This window comes from Mucilaginibacter rigui (genome assembly GCF_014773275.1).
In the GTDB taxonomy this organism is placed as follows: domain Bacteria; phylum Bacteroidota; class Bacteroidia; order Sphingobacteriales; family Sphingobacteriaceae; genus Mucilaginibacter; species Mucilaginibacter rigui_A.
The window spans coordinates 410,111-424,803 of the sequence record NZ_JACWMW010000001.1 but is presented as its reverse complement, the minus strand read 5'-3'; the positions used below and the strand labels follow the sequence as shown (position 1 = coordinate 424,803).

Genomic DNA, 14,693 nt, shown 5'->3' with positions numbered 1-14,693 from the left:
TGTACAAATTTAATTAAATCCTCCGCTTAAGCTTTGTGAAATTGTAAAATGGAAATGGCCTTTATTTGCATCAGGCTGGCCCGGTATCTGATCGAAACCGTAACCGTAATCTAAACCTAACAAACCAAATATCGGTAAAAATATCCTTGCACCAACACCCGCAGAGCGCCTTACATTAAACGGATTAAATTGGTTAAAATTATCCCAAACGTTACCACCCTCAACAAACCCAAGTAAGAATATAGTAGCAGACTGGCCTGTAATTACAGGGTGCCTTAATTCCATTGTGTATTTATTGTAGATAGCACTACCCTGGTTTGTATTAGCATTTTGGTTTGAACCTACAGGCACAATTGAGAAGTTTTCATAACCGCGTAAGCCTATTATATCTGTACCTTGTAAAAACTGGTAGCTCTGCATCCCGTCGCCACCCAGTTTAAAGCGTTCGAACGGTGATGGACCAACCAATTTGTTATACTGGCCCAGGTAACCAAAACGCACCTGCGACATTAATACCAACTTACCGGTTATACGCTGGAACCATTGTGCATCAAACTTCCATTTGTAGTACTCTACAAAATGGTAACGCTGCTCTGGTGTAGCTATATTATAGTTTATGCTATTAAATAACGAATATGGCGGAGTTGCCTGTATAGTTAATTTGATGTTTGAACCCGACGTTGGATAAAGCGGCATATCTATCGAGTTACGGCTAAGCTCCTGCGTTAATTTAATGTTATATGATGTACCGTTTTGGAACAGGTAACCGCCGTAGTTATCCAGGTCATAATGGTCAACGTTTAACGAGTAGTTTAGCTGGAAATAGTTATCAGGCCAGTTTAAGCGCTTACCTAATGTTACCCCAACACCGTTTATACGTAATTTGTTATAGTAAGGGCTTGATTTAGGGTAGTACTGCCCTGTTGAGCTCCCTTGTGTATACGCTGATACTGCAAAGTAGATTGGCTTTTTACCACCCAGCCACGGTTCAGAGAAGGTGAACGAGAAGTTTTGATAAGTACGGCCGCTTGACTGCCCCCTTAAGCTTAATTTTTGCCCGTCGCCTTTTGGTAATGGTTTGTATGCTTTTAGGTTAAACAAGTTACGTAACGAAAAGTTATTGAATGTTAAACCCAGTGTACCTACCAACTGGCCTCCACCAAAACCACCCGATAGTTCTATCTGATCTGATGGCTTCTCAACCACATTGTAAACTAAGTCTACGGTACCATCCACAGGGTTAATGTTTGTTGGCCTTGGTTCGGTTTTTTGCTCATCAAAGTTACCCAGTTGTCCAATTTCGCGTGCGCTGCGTATCAATAATTCTTTATTGAATTTTTGTCCCGGTTTTGTTCTTATTTCGCGCCTTACTACTTTATCGTTAGTAACATCGTTACCTTTTAGTATTACACGGTTAATGGTGTATTGCGGTCCTTCATATATCCTTATATCAAGGTCAACAGTATCGTTATATATTCTGGTTTGTACAGGGTCGGCATTAACGGTAAGGTAACCATTGTTTAAATAAAGAGACAAAACATCATCATTATTTGGCGTTGGCCCTGTTAAACGTTTGTTTAACTCGTCTTCGCTAAATACTTGTCCTTTTTCTATCTGTAATATTTTCGCCAGCGTTTCTGAAGGATACTGAGCGTTGCCCGAAAATTTAATGTTACCAAAATAGTATTTAGGGCCTTCAAAAACTTTTATTTTAACATCAACCGTTTTCTCATCATGTTTGGTCACGGTATCTGCTAAAACTTCGGCATCACGGTAACCCTTGGCCTGCATTTTTTCTACCAGGGTTTGTTTATCTTCTTCGTATTTATCCTGCTTAAATTTTTTAGACCCAAATATATTATAGAATTTTTTAACACGTGTATTCTTAAGCATCTTAGCAAGCTTAGCATCCGAGAACGCCTTATTACCTTCAAAATCAACACTGTTTATCTTAACCTTCGATTTTTTATCAACCGCAACATCAAGTATTACACTATTAGCATCCCCGGGATCTTTGGTTTGAGTAATTTTTACCGTTGTATTCAGGTAACCTTTTTCATTAAAGTGTTTTTTAATGATAGCGGTTGTAGTACTTAACAGGTTTTCGTTTACAATCTTCCCTGTTTTATCATTTAGTTTTTTATTTACGTCTTCTATTTCGCCTTTACGGATACCTGTTATGTGAAGGCGCGATAAGCGGGGGCGCTCAACAACGGCAATTTCCAGATAAATGGTATCCATATTTATTTTGGTAACATTTAACTGTACATCATCAAAAAGGCCCTGTTTGTACAGATCCTTTATTACGTTGGCGTTAGCCTCGCCCGGAAGATTTATTTTATCGCCTTTGTTTAATTTAGAGATGGTAAGTAATACATCTTTATCTAAAAACTTGGCGCCTGATACGGTTATGCCACCTATAATATAATCTTTTGGATTAAGATAGCTCAAACTATCGGCAGGTATAGACCCAGACGACGGCCTGATACCATTAACCTGTGCCAGTGCTGCCGTGCTTATAACAGAGAAGAGAAGAGCAAAAAAAACTTTATTCATTCGAATATTTTAGTGGGCTAAAAATAATTTATACAGTTGTTAAAAAGTGTTAAAAGTAAAAATTTAGTTTACCTGCTCGCTTGTCATCCCAAAACGGCGTTCGCGTTTCTGAAAATCAAGTATAGCTTCATACAAGTCTTCACGCCTGAAATCGGGCCAAAGCTTTGCGGTGAAGTATAACTCGGCGTAGGCAATTTGCCATAGTAAATAATTACTTATACGATACTCGCCACTCGTCCTGATCAACAGTTCAGGGTTTGGCATACCGCCGGTATATAAATTATCTTCAAACAATTGTTCATCAATATCGGCAGGGTTCAATTCCCCGCTTTGTACTTTAGCTGCCAAAGCTTTAGCAGCATGTACAATTTCGCCGCGCGAGCTATAGCTCAGCGCAAGTGTAAGCACCAGCCCGGTATTAGCGGATGTTTTGCTTATAGCGTTTTTTAGTTCCTGGTGGCATTTGCCCGGCAGCATGTTTAAATCGCCAATGGCATTTAAACGTACATTGTTCTTCATCAGCTTAGCAATTTCCTTGTTAAGGGTACTGATAAGCAACTCCATTATAGCGGTAACCTCAAATTTGGGCCGGCTCCAGTTTTCGGCACTAAAGGTATATAAGGTTAAATATTCTATACCCAGTTCGCCCGCTCCCTCAACAATATCCCGTACAGACAGCACCCCGTTATGATGGCCAAACACCCTTAACTTGCCTTTTCCCTTGGCCCATCGGCCATTGCCATCCATAATAACTGCTATGTGGCGGGGTAATTTCTGAAGATCTATCTGGTCCTTATAACTCATTTCCCGAACGGTTTTAACAGTTGCATACCAACTGTTGCACCTATTGCTTTATTAATTTTTGAAACGTTTTTGGCAAAGCTTTCAACAACTTATGCGCTTTTTTTCAGGTGACAAAGGTAAAACTTACTTTGTATTATTTTAGTATGCTGCAAAAAAGAAATAATTATCTCCAATACCCTATAAATAAATTCTATTACTCACTATAAGCAGGTTATAAAAACAAAACCCTTTTCTGCTACAGCAAAAAAGGGTTGGTAATAATGAGTTATCCTTTTATTAGTTATTGATATGAGGTTTAATATGCCTGCCTGTCTTTTAACAAACTGATATCCTTTGGTGCTATATCGGCAATAGCGTATTGCTGTACATTGGTAATGGTCATTTCGTCGAGGGTGTTAACCAGATTCTCATAAATTGAGCTTTCTGCAGGTTTTATAATCACCAGCATACTTTTACCGGTTGTTTGCTGCACATACCTGCGGGTATCAAATATGGCTTTGCGCAGGCCGCTGCTGCTGTAGTTGGTAAGCGTAGCGGCTATTATAGGTTTGTCGGCCATACCCAAATAATACATGGCCTGGTTGTTTTTACCCAGGCAAATGGTCATGGTGCGCGATTGGGGTACCGGCTCCTGTAAATCACCAACCGGCATGGCTACATCCATTGCTTTAGGCTTGGTAAGTGTGGTGGTGATGATAAAAAACGTAATAAGCAGGAACGCCAGATCTACCATCGCGGTAAGGTCTACCCTTAAGGCGGTTCTTTTTGTGCGTTTTTTGCTTCCTGATTTTTCCGGGTTTGAATTTAATTCGGCCATGATAGTACAGTTTAAGGTGAAACAATTGGTTAGTAATTATTAAACGTATAAATGTACTGTAAATTTTCAATAATACAGAATTTAATTCTGTATTATAATTAAATTATGATATAATATTTTAAGATATTGATTTTTACTTAATAATAACACTGCTGCGTTACAAAAGTGTACGATATAGTAAAGCCGGCAAAAATGTAAAAATCACGTGGCCTGTAGTCGCCGCGTTGGGTACCCGGTGTACCTATTTTATTGATTGAACGGTCTGCAAGTTGTACGGCTGTGGCGTTAGGCAAAGCACTTGCCGGTGCATATGTCCCGCTTACATCGTCCAGATAATCTGTACGGGTAATACGGTAACCTATATCGGCAGCTAAAGTCCATTTGCCTGATATATTATACTTTATACCTGCACCAAAAGGCAAAACAAGGGTATACTTTGCATAGGGGCTGGCCTGCCCTTCGGTACGGAGCTGCCTTAACCCTACCTGGTTGCCATTTAGCATTGCCCTTGGCGCAAATGATGTGAAACCACCACCAGCATATATATAAGGTGTATACAGGTTTTTACCAGCATCGGGTATATAACTCATAAAGTTAAACTCGGCCACAAGGCTCAGTTCCTTTAAAGGCGTGGTAAAGCTCAGGTTGCGGTCTCTAAACTGCTGATAATCTGATGTGATATCATCACCGCTTATTTGCCCGAAGCTGTAACTGAGTTTTGCGGCCAGATACCTGTTAAAATTGCGTTTTACAAATAAGCCGGCAAAGCCGCCGCTTGGTTTTACAGGGTTATTAACATTCAGATCGCCTATGTAGCCTGCCATGCCTGCGCTCCCTCCTACCTCCCAGGTTTGGGCTTGTACATTTAAAGAAATGAACAGGATAAATAAAGCAGCAATGTATTTAGGCATCAAGGGGCAAATTTAATAATTACGGGCGTCTAAACCCCATAATAGCTTTTTCCTTAACGTAGATAAGTAACTTTCATTATTTAACCGCACCAGGTTAAGCCTGAAACCGGCCTTGTAAACTTTAAACTGCATGGGTTTATCAACAATAACGGTACGGCTATCGCAGGATACTATATAGTTATTGCCGCGATAATCAATATCAAGCGTTAGGGTGCTGGTATCTGGCAACACAACCGGCCTTACATTTAGGTTATGCGGCGCAACGGGTGTAAGCGCTATACTGTTTGATTGCGGGAATATGATAGGCCCGTTACAGCTTAACGAGTATGCTGTTGAGCCTGTAGGTGTAGATATAATGATACCATCGCCCCAGTACGAGTTTAAAAATTCGCCATCAAGCGATACATGTGTGGTTATCATTGCCGAGTCATCACGCTTGTGGATGGTTACATCATTCAGCGCGAAGTTATTATCGCCAAATATTTTTTGTTCAGACTCTATCACCAGCAGTTCGCGGCTATCAAGCGAAAATTCTTTATTTACTACAGCGTGAATAGCTGCCGCAATATCACTTTTATTGATACTGGCCAAAAAGCCCAGCCTGCCAAAGTTTATCCCGATAACAGGTACACCCGAATCGCGGATTACGGTTACCATATCCAGCAATGTGCCATCCCCTCCAAGGGTTAAGAAAACATCAACGTCGTTAGGATCGGTACAGTTTAGTAGTGTACAGGCAGATGTATCAACGTTCCCCTTTAAAAAATCATTTAAAATTGGGTGAATACAAACTTCAACCTTATGCTGTGCAAGACTATCAAACACCTGGCGGATGTACGGGAACACCGATGGATCGTTAAACTGCCTGCCGTAAACTGCTATTTTCATATTTGTAGTACGAATATCGAACTTTGAAAATAAAGTACAGCAGTATAGTTTCAAATAATACTGCTACACGCAATATATTAACTACTGATACCTAAATATACCCTGATATGGGTATTTTATTATCGATTCTTTTTTATTTATTTAACCCCAATTAGAACAAAAACAACAAGCCTGTAATGAAAAAAATTAAACAGATTTCGGTATTATTATTCCTGTTGATCTCTACAGCTACAGGGTACGCGCAAAACAATCAGGATGCTGAAGAAGAAGTAACCACAAAAATAGAATACATATATAAAAACGTAAATTGTTCTAATCATAAAAAATGGCTCGAAAAACAAGGTTTTAAATATGACCGCATGCTTAAGATAGAGCAAACTAACGCTTACGTTTATAGTATAGAGGATGAAGGTATCAGCGTTTTTTTATACTGTCATAATAACGAAGCAGTACATATGAGTTTTAATGTACCGGAAGATGTATTTAGTGAAGCAAAAGATGCGACAAGCAAAAACAGGGAATTTAAAAAAATTAAGCAAACAAGCGAAGACGTTATTTTCACAAAAGGATCATACGCCTATATTTTCAGCAATAAGAATCACAGCATAGGCATCCGTGTAAAAACAGGTGACGATTATTGATATTGGCTACAATTCAACTTAGTATGTATAAAAAAACGCTAACCCATGTAAAATAGGTTAGCGTTTTTTTATACCGGTATTTCCGGAGCTACAAGTTCAGGTAATTCATAAACGAATCAAACCTGTCCATCGAGTTATCGTTATGGTCAGTAAAGTTAAAGGTGGCCTTAACATCATATTTATAGCGTTGAAATGTGGCAAGGATATTAGAGATATCCTGCTTGTTCACCTTTAGGGTAACTTCCATACGGGTGCTATCCGGGAATGTACGGGTGTAAGAACTCAATACCTGGGCGTTATCTGACTCTACCACCTGCGACATATGCGCCAGTGAGTTATTTTTGTTATCAACCTCAAGCACAATAATGCCGCCCGGCTCAGATGCCGAAGTAAGTTTGGCAAAATACTCGTTCATACTGTTGATGGATATTAAGCCCAGGTAATCTTTTTTTATGTTAAGCACCGGCACCACGGTTAGCTGGCGCTCATAAAATAAACGGATCACATCATATATATGCTGCTCTTCCAGCACATAAGGGTTAACCAGCGAAAGCGCTATGGCACCAATGGGCGAATTATAATCAGGTTCCTCTATCAGGTCGTCCTCGCTTACCAGGCCTAAAAATTGTTCTTCGTTTACAATTGGCAAGTGGGCCACACGAAACTCCGCCATACGGTCAAACACTTTCTGTATACTATCAGAGGTATGTACCGGCGGTATCGCGTTAGCTATCAACTCAATTGCAAGCATATTTTATTTTTTTAATTTCTCTAAAAACTGAGCCAGATACTGGTTAAATTCTACCGGCCGCTCCATCATTGGCGCATGGCCGCATTTATCTATCCAGTGTAACTCCGAATTAGGCAACAGTTCGTTAAACTCAACCGCTACTTCGGGCGGGGTTATCTTATCGTCCCTACCCCAAATTAACGATACCGGCATGGTTATCTTACGCAGCTCATCTTTCATGTTATGGCGGATAGCAGATTTTGCCATAGCTAATAACCTGATCACTTTATGCCTGTCGTTGATCATCGCATGTATATCCTGCACCATTTCCTCGGTAGCAATTATAGGGTCGTAAAAGGTGTATTGAACTTTTTCTCTTACAAAATCGATACTCTCGCGGCGCGGAAACGAACCGCCAAAAGCATTTTCATACAAACCCGAACTGCCCGTTAATACTAAAGCCTTTACATAACCCGGGTGTGCAAGTACATAAACCAGGCCAACATGCCCACCCAGCGAGTTACCAAGCAACACCACATTGCTAAGTTTTTTAAACTTTATAAACTTATGTACGAATTTTGACAGTGCCCGAACTCCCGTTGTTAACAACGGCATATCATATATAGGTAATACCGGTATTAAAACCCTGTAATTGGCGCTAAATTCATTTATAACCGCGTCCCAATTACTTAAAGCGCCCATAAGGCCGTGCAGCAGCAATAATGTTTCGCCCTGCCCCTCTTCAATGTAAGTAAAACCCTTTTCCTCTTTAAGCGCAAAATCCATAGTATGATCGGTATGTAAGTAATACTGTAAATATATCAGACCAAATTCAAATTCAGTCTAAAATGTTGTAAAATTATAAATTATAAAAATAGTTAGCGCCGTTTTATCTCAACAATTATTATGGTGCAATTAACCTAACAGTTGTTTTACAACCTCAGAAACTGTTTTACCATCAGCCCTGCCGGCCAGTTCCTTGTTGGCAACGCCCATTACCCTGCCTATATCCTTAACCGAAGTTACACCAAGGCGTTCTATCACCTCCTGTATAAAGCCTTCAATCTCAAACCTGGTCATTTGTTGTGGCAGGTATGGTTCTATTACATACATTTCGGCCATCTCAATATCGTAAAGATCTTCGCGGCCTTGCGTTTTATATATATCAGCAGATTCTTTGCGTTGTTTGATAAGCCTTTGCAACACTTTTATTTCGGCATCCTGCGATAGTTCTTCGGCAGCGCCCTTTTCTGTTTTTGCAAGCAATAAAGCCGATTTAATAGCGCGAAGCCCCCTAAGCCTGTCGGCTTGTTTGCTTAACATGGCTTGTTTTATATTCTGGTCTATTTGGGTTAATAATGACATCTTATTTGTGATTTTAGATTTACGATTTCAGATTTATTTTCATCTGCACATCTGCGTATTTGCACATCTGCACATCTATTTCCTTACAATATTAGTAGCCGTTGCCTGCGCAGTTGGCATAATTACCAGGTCGCTGATATTTACATGGGCCGGGCGCGATGCTACAAACCAAATGGTTTCGGCAACATCATCAGCCACCAGTGGTTCAAAACCCTCGTATACTTTTTTAGCCCGGTCCTTATCCCCTTTAAAACGCACTTCCGAGAACTCCGTCTCCACAGCACCGGGGTGTATAGCCGTTACCCGGATACCGTGTTGCACTAAATCCATCCGCATACCTTTATTTAAGGCATCAACGGCATGTTTGGTTGCACAATATACATTCCCATTGGGGTAAACTTCTTTCCCGGCTATCGAGCCTAAGTTAATGATATGCCCATGGCCGTTTGTTATCATCCAGTTTGATACCACACGGCTTACATAAAGCAGGCCTTTTATATTGGTATCTATCATGGTTTCCCAATCGTCGTAATTGCCGTTCTGTATCGGATCAAGCCCCTGGCTAAGGCCGGCATTGTTTACCAGCACATTAATCTTTTTCCATTTAGCGGGCAGCCCCTCCAGGTTTTGAATAACCTGTTCGCGGCTGCGTACATCAAATGATGATACGGCTACTTCTACGTTATACTTTTTATTAAGCTTTTGTGCCAGCGCCTCCAGCCTGTCCATACGGCGGCCGGTAAGTATAAGGTTATATCCTTCGCGTGCAAATGTGTGGGCACAGGCCTCGCCTATCCCTGCGGTGGCGCCTGTTATTAATGCAATCTTTGCCATAGATAAGTTAACTATCGGCAACGAAATTATGTTTTTATGTCGACTTTATTTGTCTTTTTACCGTAAGGATAGTTTTTGCGGGGTTTGCCATTCAGCATCCATTAATTTGGTTTATGGTATTCACGTGATACAAACTTTAAAATTATCCGCGAAATTTGAATAATCACGGCTTATTGCCATGGTGCATAACAAAACATCACACTATATATGGAATACAAACAATTAGGAGGTTCGGGATTACACGTGCCCGTACTTAGCTTTGGTACTGCCACTTTTGGAGGCAAAGGCGATTTTTTTAAAGCATGGGGCGATACTCAGCTTGATGATGCAAAAAAACTGGTACGCTTATGCCTTGATGCCGGTGTAAACCTGTTTGATACTGCTAACGTTTATTCGCGCGGCGTTTCTGAAGAAATATTGGGGCAGGCGCTTGAAGGTTTACGTTCAGAAGTTCTGATCTCAACCAAAACCACCTTCAGAATGGGCGACGGACCAAACGACTATGGTTCTTCGAGGTTCAACATTATACGGTCGGCAGAGGACAGTTTGCGCCGTTTAAACACCGATTATATTGACATTTACCACATGCATGGTTTTGACGGGGTTACCCCGGTTGAAGAAACCCTGCGCGCGCTTGACGATCTGATAACCAGCGGTAAAGTACGGTACATTGCCTGTTCAAACTTTTCGGGCTGGCATTTAATGAAATCGCTTTCTATCTCCGAAAGATATGGCTGGGCCAAATATATCGCTCACCAGGCTTACTACTCGTTATTAGACAGAGAATTTGAATGGGAACTAATGCCTGCCGGAATAGACCAGAACGTTGGCACCATTGTTTGGAGCCCATTAGCATCGGGCCAGTTAGGCGGTAAATACCGCCGTGGCCAGCCTATTCCGCAGGATAACCGCCGCAGCCAGGGTGGCAGCCACGGACCGGAGACCGACATGGAACGCCTTTATACTATTGTAGATGCCCTTGACGAGGTAGCCGAAGAAACAGGCAAGTCTGTAGCACAAGTATCTATTAACTGGTTATTGCAGCGCCCAACTGTTGCCAACATTATTATTGGCGCACGTAACGAGGAACAACTTAAACAAAACCTTGATGCCGTAGGCTGGAACCTGACTACCGAGCAGGTTAAAAAGCTGGATGCCGCCAGTGACCGCGACCCCATATACCCTTACTGGCACCAACGACAGGATACAAAATTGAACCCGACACCAAAGTTTTATTAAAATAGAAAGGCCCCGATAAATCGGGGCCTTTTAACATATATGTCATTGCAAATAGCGTAGCGCCGTGGCAACCACATAGACATAACGGCTATGCTGAGATTGGCACGCGGCCGCTCATAATAACATAGTTTTAGATTTCTATAACTGCTTTATCCTGATATTTTTAAAGTAGGCTTTATGCCCATGATCCTGCAGTGCGATGTGGCCAATTTTTGACATGCCATACTCCGGGTGATCTTTCCATTTGCCTTCGGCTTTTTTCTTATCCCAATCGGCGTCCCAGGCGGTAAACTCCACTATTTTTTTACCGTTTAACCAGTGCTCAACATGGCCATGGTTAAACACAATACGGCTGGTGTTCCACTGGCCTACAGGCATTACTTTTTTAAGATCATTAGGAATGTGCATAGCGTAATCGGCACCGGTTTTTTGCCATTCCTCCAGTTTATCAGGCACCCATCCAATATCGTCGATGATCTGGTACTCGGGGCCGGTAAGGTAAGAGGCTTCATATTTTGGTTCTTCAACCACGTGATATAAAACGCCACTGTTACTGCCTTTATCTATCTTCCACTCCCAGGCCAGCTCAAAGTTACTGTATTGCTTATCGCTAACAATATCGCCGCCTGTATCGGTTCCTTTAACCGTACCCAGGCAAACCAACGCGCCGTTCTCAATTTCCCAGTTCTTTACCTCTCCTCTTTTATTAAAACCGTGCCAGCCTTTTAGGTTTTTACCATTAAACAAGCTCACCCATCCGGCTTTTTTAGCCTGTGCAAAGCTTTGCGAACCCACAAAAACCATAGCGGCGGCAAGGCCTATTATTTTAAAGTTCCTATTCATGCTATACAAGGGTTTAACTTATTTACTAACCATCTTCATTTTTTCAGGGTCCCAAAACATAGGGCTGTTTTTATAATAGCTATCGTTACACAAAAGCGCCGGCGCTGCCGCACGGTAACCAAAAATGGCGTCCTCGGTTACTTTACCGTTATTACGGATAGCAGTTATCCAGTTATTCATATGATCATACGGGCCACCAAGGTAACCTTTCTCGGCATTGTAGGTAATTTCTTCGGGCGGTAAAATATGCTTACGGGCCGAATCTGTTTGGCCTGCTTTTCGTAATTTTTCGATATAAAACGGATCGTCCGACTGGATAACTTTGTTACGTTTCAGGGTTACACTATCCCAGGTAATGTCCATCGAGCCTTCGCTGCCTACCAATTTAAGATAGGTAGTACCGCTGGTGCCATCTACAAAGTTGCAACGCAACGACAGATTGAACGCCGGGTGGGCTGCGGTTTTACCATAATCAAACGTACCTAATAAAACATCGGGTACTTCGCGACCGTCGTTCCAGTAACGTAAACCGCCGGATGCATATATTTTGTTAGGCCCCATTGAATCGGTAATGAAGTGCAAGCTGCTAAACAGGTGAACAAATAAGTCGCCTGCCATGCCGGTACCGTAATCGGTATAATTCCTCCAGCGGAAAAATCTTTTTGAATCGTAAGGGCGTTTTTGGGTGTTACTTACATAGGTTTCCCAATCTACAGTTTGTGCTGATGCATCGTCAGGTATGGGGTATTGCCAAACCTCAACCGGTGCGCGGCGCGCCCAAAAACCTTCGGCATAGTTTAGTTCGCCAATGGCGCCGCTTTTAAGTAACTCATGGGCTTTCTCATTTCCTAATGATGATACGCCCTGGCTGCCCACCTGGAATATCTTCCCGGTTTCTTTCTGCGCTTTTATTACCGCAGGGCCTTCGGCAACAGAATGTACCATCGGCTTTTCGCAATACACGTGTTTGCCGGCATGCATAGCATCAACAGAAATTTGCTGGTGCCAATGGTCAGGCGTGGCTATAATTACTGCGTCAATATCTTTACGGTTTAATATCTCTTTATAAATTTTTGTAGTGAAAATATCTGCGCCCCAGCGGGTTTTTGCTTCTTTTAAGCGGCCGTCGTATAAATCGCATACGGCAACAAGTTTCACACCCGGCACCTGTAGGGCAACAATGGCATCCTGCGTGCCCATACCGCCGGCACCTATAAGTGCTATATTTACCTGATCGTTAGGGCCGTATTGGTTATATTCTTTTTTTAAATAAGTAAAGCTGCCTGTATGTTTATCGGCCGCAATTAAGCTACTGCCCGCAGTTACAGCGGCAGCGGTTGTAGCCAGTTTTTTTAAAAAGCCCCTACGTGATGCTTCAGAGTTTTCTTTCATAATGATGCGTTAAGGTATTTAATAATATATGGTAATGAATTAGGTAACCGGGTAAGCATGCCCGAAAAGTGAAGGTATAGTTTTTATGTAATAATTGAAAAAGAATTATAAATAGCTAATGAATGATAGCTCTTGGTAAGTACATTATCATAATTCCTACTATCAACCCCGGGCTATGTGACTATCGATCACAAACACTTATCTTTGCCGGCATACTCATGAGCAAAACTGTAACACCATACCAAAACCAGCAAGGCACCAAAAAAGAACAGGTTGCCGATATGTTTAACAACATCTCAAAAACTTACGATTTTTTAAACCATTTCATGTCGCTGGGGATAGATATCATCTGGCGTAAAAAAGCCATTAACGAACTGAAAAAAGACAAACCACAACTAATATTGGATGTGGCTACCGGCACCGGCGATTTTGCTTTTGAGGCTTTAAGCATCCTGAACCCAAAAAAGATTATAGGTGTGGATATTTCGCGGGGCATGCTTGATATAGCTGATCAAAAAATAGCTAAGCGTGGTTTAAGTGATAAATTTGAAGTAAAACTGGGCGACTCCGAAAAGCTGCCATTTGAGGCGAACGAGTTTGATGCTGTTACTGTTGCTTATGGTGTACGTAATTTTGAAAACCTGGAAACCGGCCTGGCCGATATTCACCGTGTGTTAAAACCGGGTGGCAAGGCCGTGGTACTGGAGTTTTCAAAACCCAAAGCGTTTCCGGTAAAGCAGCTTTACGCCTTTTATTTTAACTATGTAACACCGGGTATTGGCAAGCTTTTTTCTAAAGATGCCAGGGCTTATACTTACCTGCCAGAGTCGGTTGCGGCCTTCCCGGATGGTGAAGCCTTTACCGGCCTGATGCAAAAGGCTGGCTTTAAAAATACCAAAAGCCGCCCTTTGGCGTTTGGTATCTGTTCAATTTATACTGGCATTAAATGATCAAAACCCGCCTCTTCATCACATTACTATTGATGGGCTGCAGCAATTTTTTGTTTGCGCAGGCATGGGGTGGCGGCGCCGACCAAAACGACCTGAGTTTTGGTTTCTCTTTCGCGTACGTACAAAGCAGTTTTAAAATAGTAAAACAACCTAACTGGCGCGAACCTTTTTTTGATACTGAGTTGGGTAGCAATGCCACAACGCCATTAAAAGGCATTAGCTCTAAAAACATGCCGGGTTTTGCCGTAGGGTTTTTAACCCGGTACCGTTTAATAGAGCATTTAGAGGCCCGTGTTACGCCATCGCTGGTATTTTCAGACCGATCTGTAAGTTATGCGTTTGAAAACCCGGCGCAGGATGTTACCAAATCTGTACAAACCACTACGGTTGATTTTCCGCTGCAATTTAAACTAAAATCAGATCGTATTGGTAACATGCGTGCTTACCTTGTGGGTGGTTTAAAATATTCGGGGGCTATAGGCTCAAAAAGGGATGAACCCAACACCGCCCCTACCGAACGTTTATTAAGGAACATACGCGGTTACTCATCATACGAGGCTGGTATCGGTTTCGATATTTATTTCGAATTTTTCAAACTATCGCCCGAAATAAAACTGACCAACAGCTTTGGCAATATGCTGGTGGCTGATAATACACCTTATGCCAACCCTATCAGCAAACTATCGCTGCATACTTTTATGTTTAGCCTGTTTTTTGAATAGG

15 protein-coding genes are annotated in these 14,693 nt (G+C 41.8%); 4 read left to right on the top strand and 11 right to left on the bottom strand.

Going from position 1 to position 14,693, the window contains the following annotated elements:
• Window positions 1-9: 9 nt before the first annotated feature.
• The 5 genes from bamA to IDJ75_RS01930 form a co-directional block, all read right to left on the bottom strand.
• A complete protein-coding gene (gene bamA, locus IDJ75_RS01950) occupies window positions 10-2,556 on the bottom strand; it encodes an outer membrane protein assembly factor BamA (RefSeq protein ID WP_191173933.1) in 2,547 nt (848 codons plus the stop codon).
• Window positions 2,557-2,619: 63 nt separating this feature from the next.
• A complete protein-coding gene (locus IDJ75_RS01945) occupies window positions 2,620-3,360 on the bottom strand; it encodes an isoprenyl transferase (protein ID WP_191173932.1) in 741 nt (246 codons plus the stop codon).
• Window positions 3,361-3,655: 295 nt separating this feature from the next.
• Window positions 3,656-4,177: a biopolymer transporter ExbD gene (locus IDJ75_RS01940; protein ID WP_191173931.1), complete on the bottom strand. Its 522-nt coding sequence runs from the start codon at window positions 4,175-4,177 to the stop codon at window positions 3,656-3,658.
• A 137-nt stretch (window positions 4,178-4,314) separates the two neighbouring features.
• Window positions 4,315-5,088 (bottom strand): type IX secretion system protein PorG, encoded by a 774-nt coding sequence (porG, locus tag IDJ75_RS01935; protein WP_191173930.1) that lies wholly within the window; start codon window positions 5,086-5,088, stop codon window positions 4,315-4,317.
• 12 nt (window positions 5,089-5,100) lie between these two features.
• Window positions 5,101-5,976: an NAD kinase gene (locus IDJ75_RS01930; RefSeq protein ID WP_191173929.1), complete on the bottom strand. Its 876-nt coding sequence runs from the start codon at window positions 5,974-5,976 to the stop codon at window positions 5,101-5,103.
• 176 nt (window positions 5,977-6,152) lie between these two features.
• On the opposite strand from IDJ75_RS01930, the gene IDJ75_RS01925 reads away from it, so the two are divergent.
• Window positions 6,153-6,617 (top strand): hypothetical protein, encoded by a 465-nt coding sequence (locus IDJ75_RS01925; protein WP_191173928.1) that lies wholly within the window; start codon window positions 6,153-6,155, stop codon window positions 6,615-6,617.
• A gap of 88 nt (window positions 6,618-6,705) precedes the next feature.
• Here IDJ75_RS01925 and IDJ75_RS01920 read toward each other — a convergent pair whose 3' ends face one another.
• From IDJ75_RS01920 to IDJ75_RS01905, 4 genes are all read right to left on the bottom strand, one after another.
• Window positions 6,706-7,368, bottom strand: coding sequence for a CBS domain-containing protein (locus IDJ75_RS01920; RefSeq protein ID WP_191173927.1), 663 nt, complete (start codon window positions 7,366-7,368; stop codon window positions 6,706-6,708).
• 3 nt (window positions 7,369-7,371) lie between these two features.
• Entirely contained in the window at window positions 7,372-8,133 is a 762-nt protein-coding gene (locus tag IDJ75_RS01915; protein ID WP_191173926.1) for an alpha/beta fold hydrolase, read from the bottom strand.
• A 129-nt stretch (window positions 8,134-8,262) separates the two neighbouring features.
• A complete protein-coding gene (locus tag IDJ75_RS01910) occupies window positions 8,263-8,712 on the bottom strand; it encodes a GatB/YqeY domain-containing protein (RefSeq protein ID WP_191173925.1) in 450 nt (149 codons plus the stop codon).
• 75 nt (window positions 8,713-8,787) lie between these two features.
• The gene (locus tag IDJ75_RS01905) at window positions 8,788-9,546 is read right to left on the bottom strand and encodes an SDR family oxidoreductase (RefSeq protein WP_191173924.1); all 759 of its coding nucleotides are present in this window, start codon (window positions 9,544-9,546) and stop codon (window positions 8,788-8,790) included.
• Between the two features lie 207 nt (window positions 9,547-9,753).
• Here IDJ75_RS01905 and IDJ75_RS01900 point away from each other — a divergent pair, with 207 nt between their 5' ends.
• Window positions 9,754-10,785 (top strand): aldo/keto reductase, encoded by a 1,032-nt coding sequence (locus IDJ75_RS01900; protein WP_191173923.1) that lies wholly within the window; start codon window positions 9,754-9,756, stop codon window positions 10,783-10,785.
• 138 nt (window positions 10,786-10,923) lie between these two features.
• On the opposite strand, the gene IDJ75_RS01895 is transcribed toward IDJ75_RS01900, so the two are convergent.
• Together IDJ75_RS01895 and IDJ75_RS01890 are read right to left on the bottom strand one after the other, a co-directional pair.
• Window positions 10,924-11,628, bottom strand: coding sequence for a 3-keto-disaccharide hydrolase (locus IDJ75_RS01895; RefSeq protein WP_191173922.1), 705 nt, complete (start codon window positions 11,626-11,628; stop codon window positions 10,924-10,926).
• Between the two features lie 18 nt (window positions 11,629-11,646).
• Window positions 11,647-13,020: a Gfo/Idh/MocA family protein gene (locus tag IDJ75_RS01890; protein WP_191173921.1), complete on the bottom strand. Its 1,374-nt coding sequence runs from the start codon at window positions 13,018-13,020 to the stop codon at window positions 11,647-11,649.
• A gap of 218 nt (window positions 13,021-13,238) precedes the next feature.
• Between IDJ75_RS01890 and ubiE the strand changes: the two genes are divergently transcribed.
• Both ubiE and porT read left to right on the top strand, forming a co-directional pair.
• The gene (gene ubiE, locus IDJ75_RS01885) at window positions 13,239-13,970 is read left to right on the top strand and encodes a bifunctional demethylmenaquinone methyltransferase/2-methoxy-6-polyprenyl-1,4-benzoquinol methylase UbiE (protein ID WP_191173920.1); all 732 of its coding nucleotides are present in this window, start codon (window positions 13,239-13,241) and stop codon (window positions 13,968-13,970) included.
• Window positions 13,967-14,692, top strand: a complete 726-nt coding sequence (gene porT / locus IDJ75_RS01880; RefSeq protein ID WP_191173919.1) for a type IX secretion/gliding motility protein PorT/SprT — start codon at window positions 13,967-13,969, stop codon at window positions 14,690-14,692. The genes ubiE and porT overlap by 4 nt, the downstream gene beginning before the upstream one ends.
• Window position 14,693 lies beyond the last annotated feature (1 nt).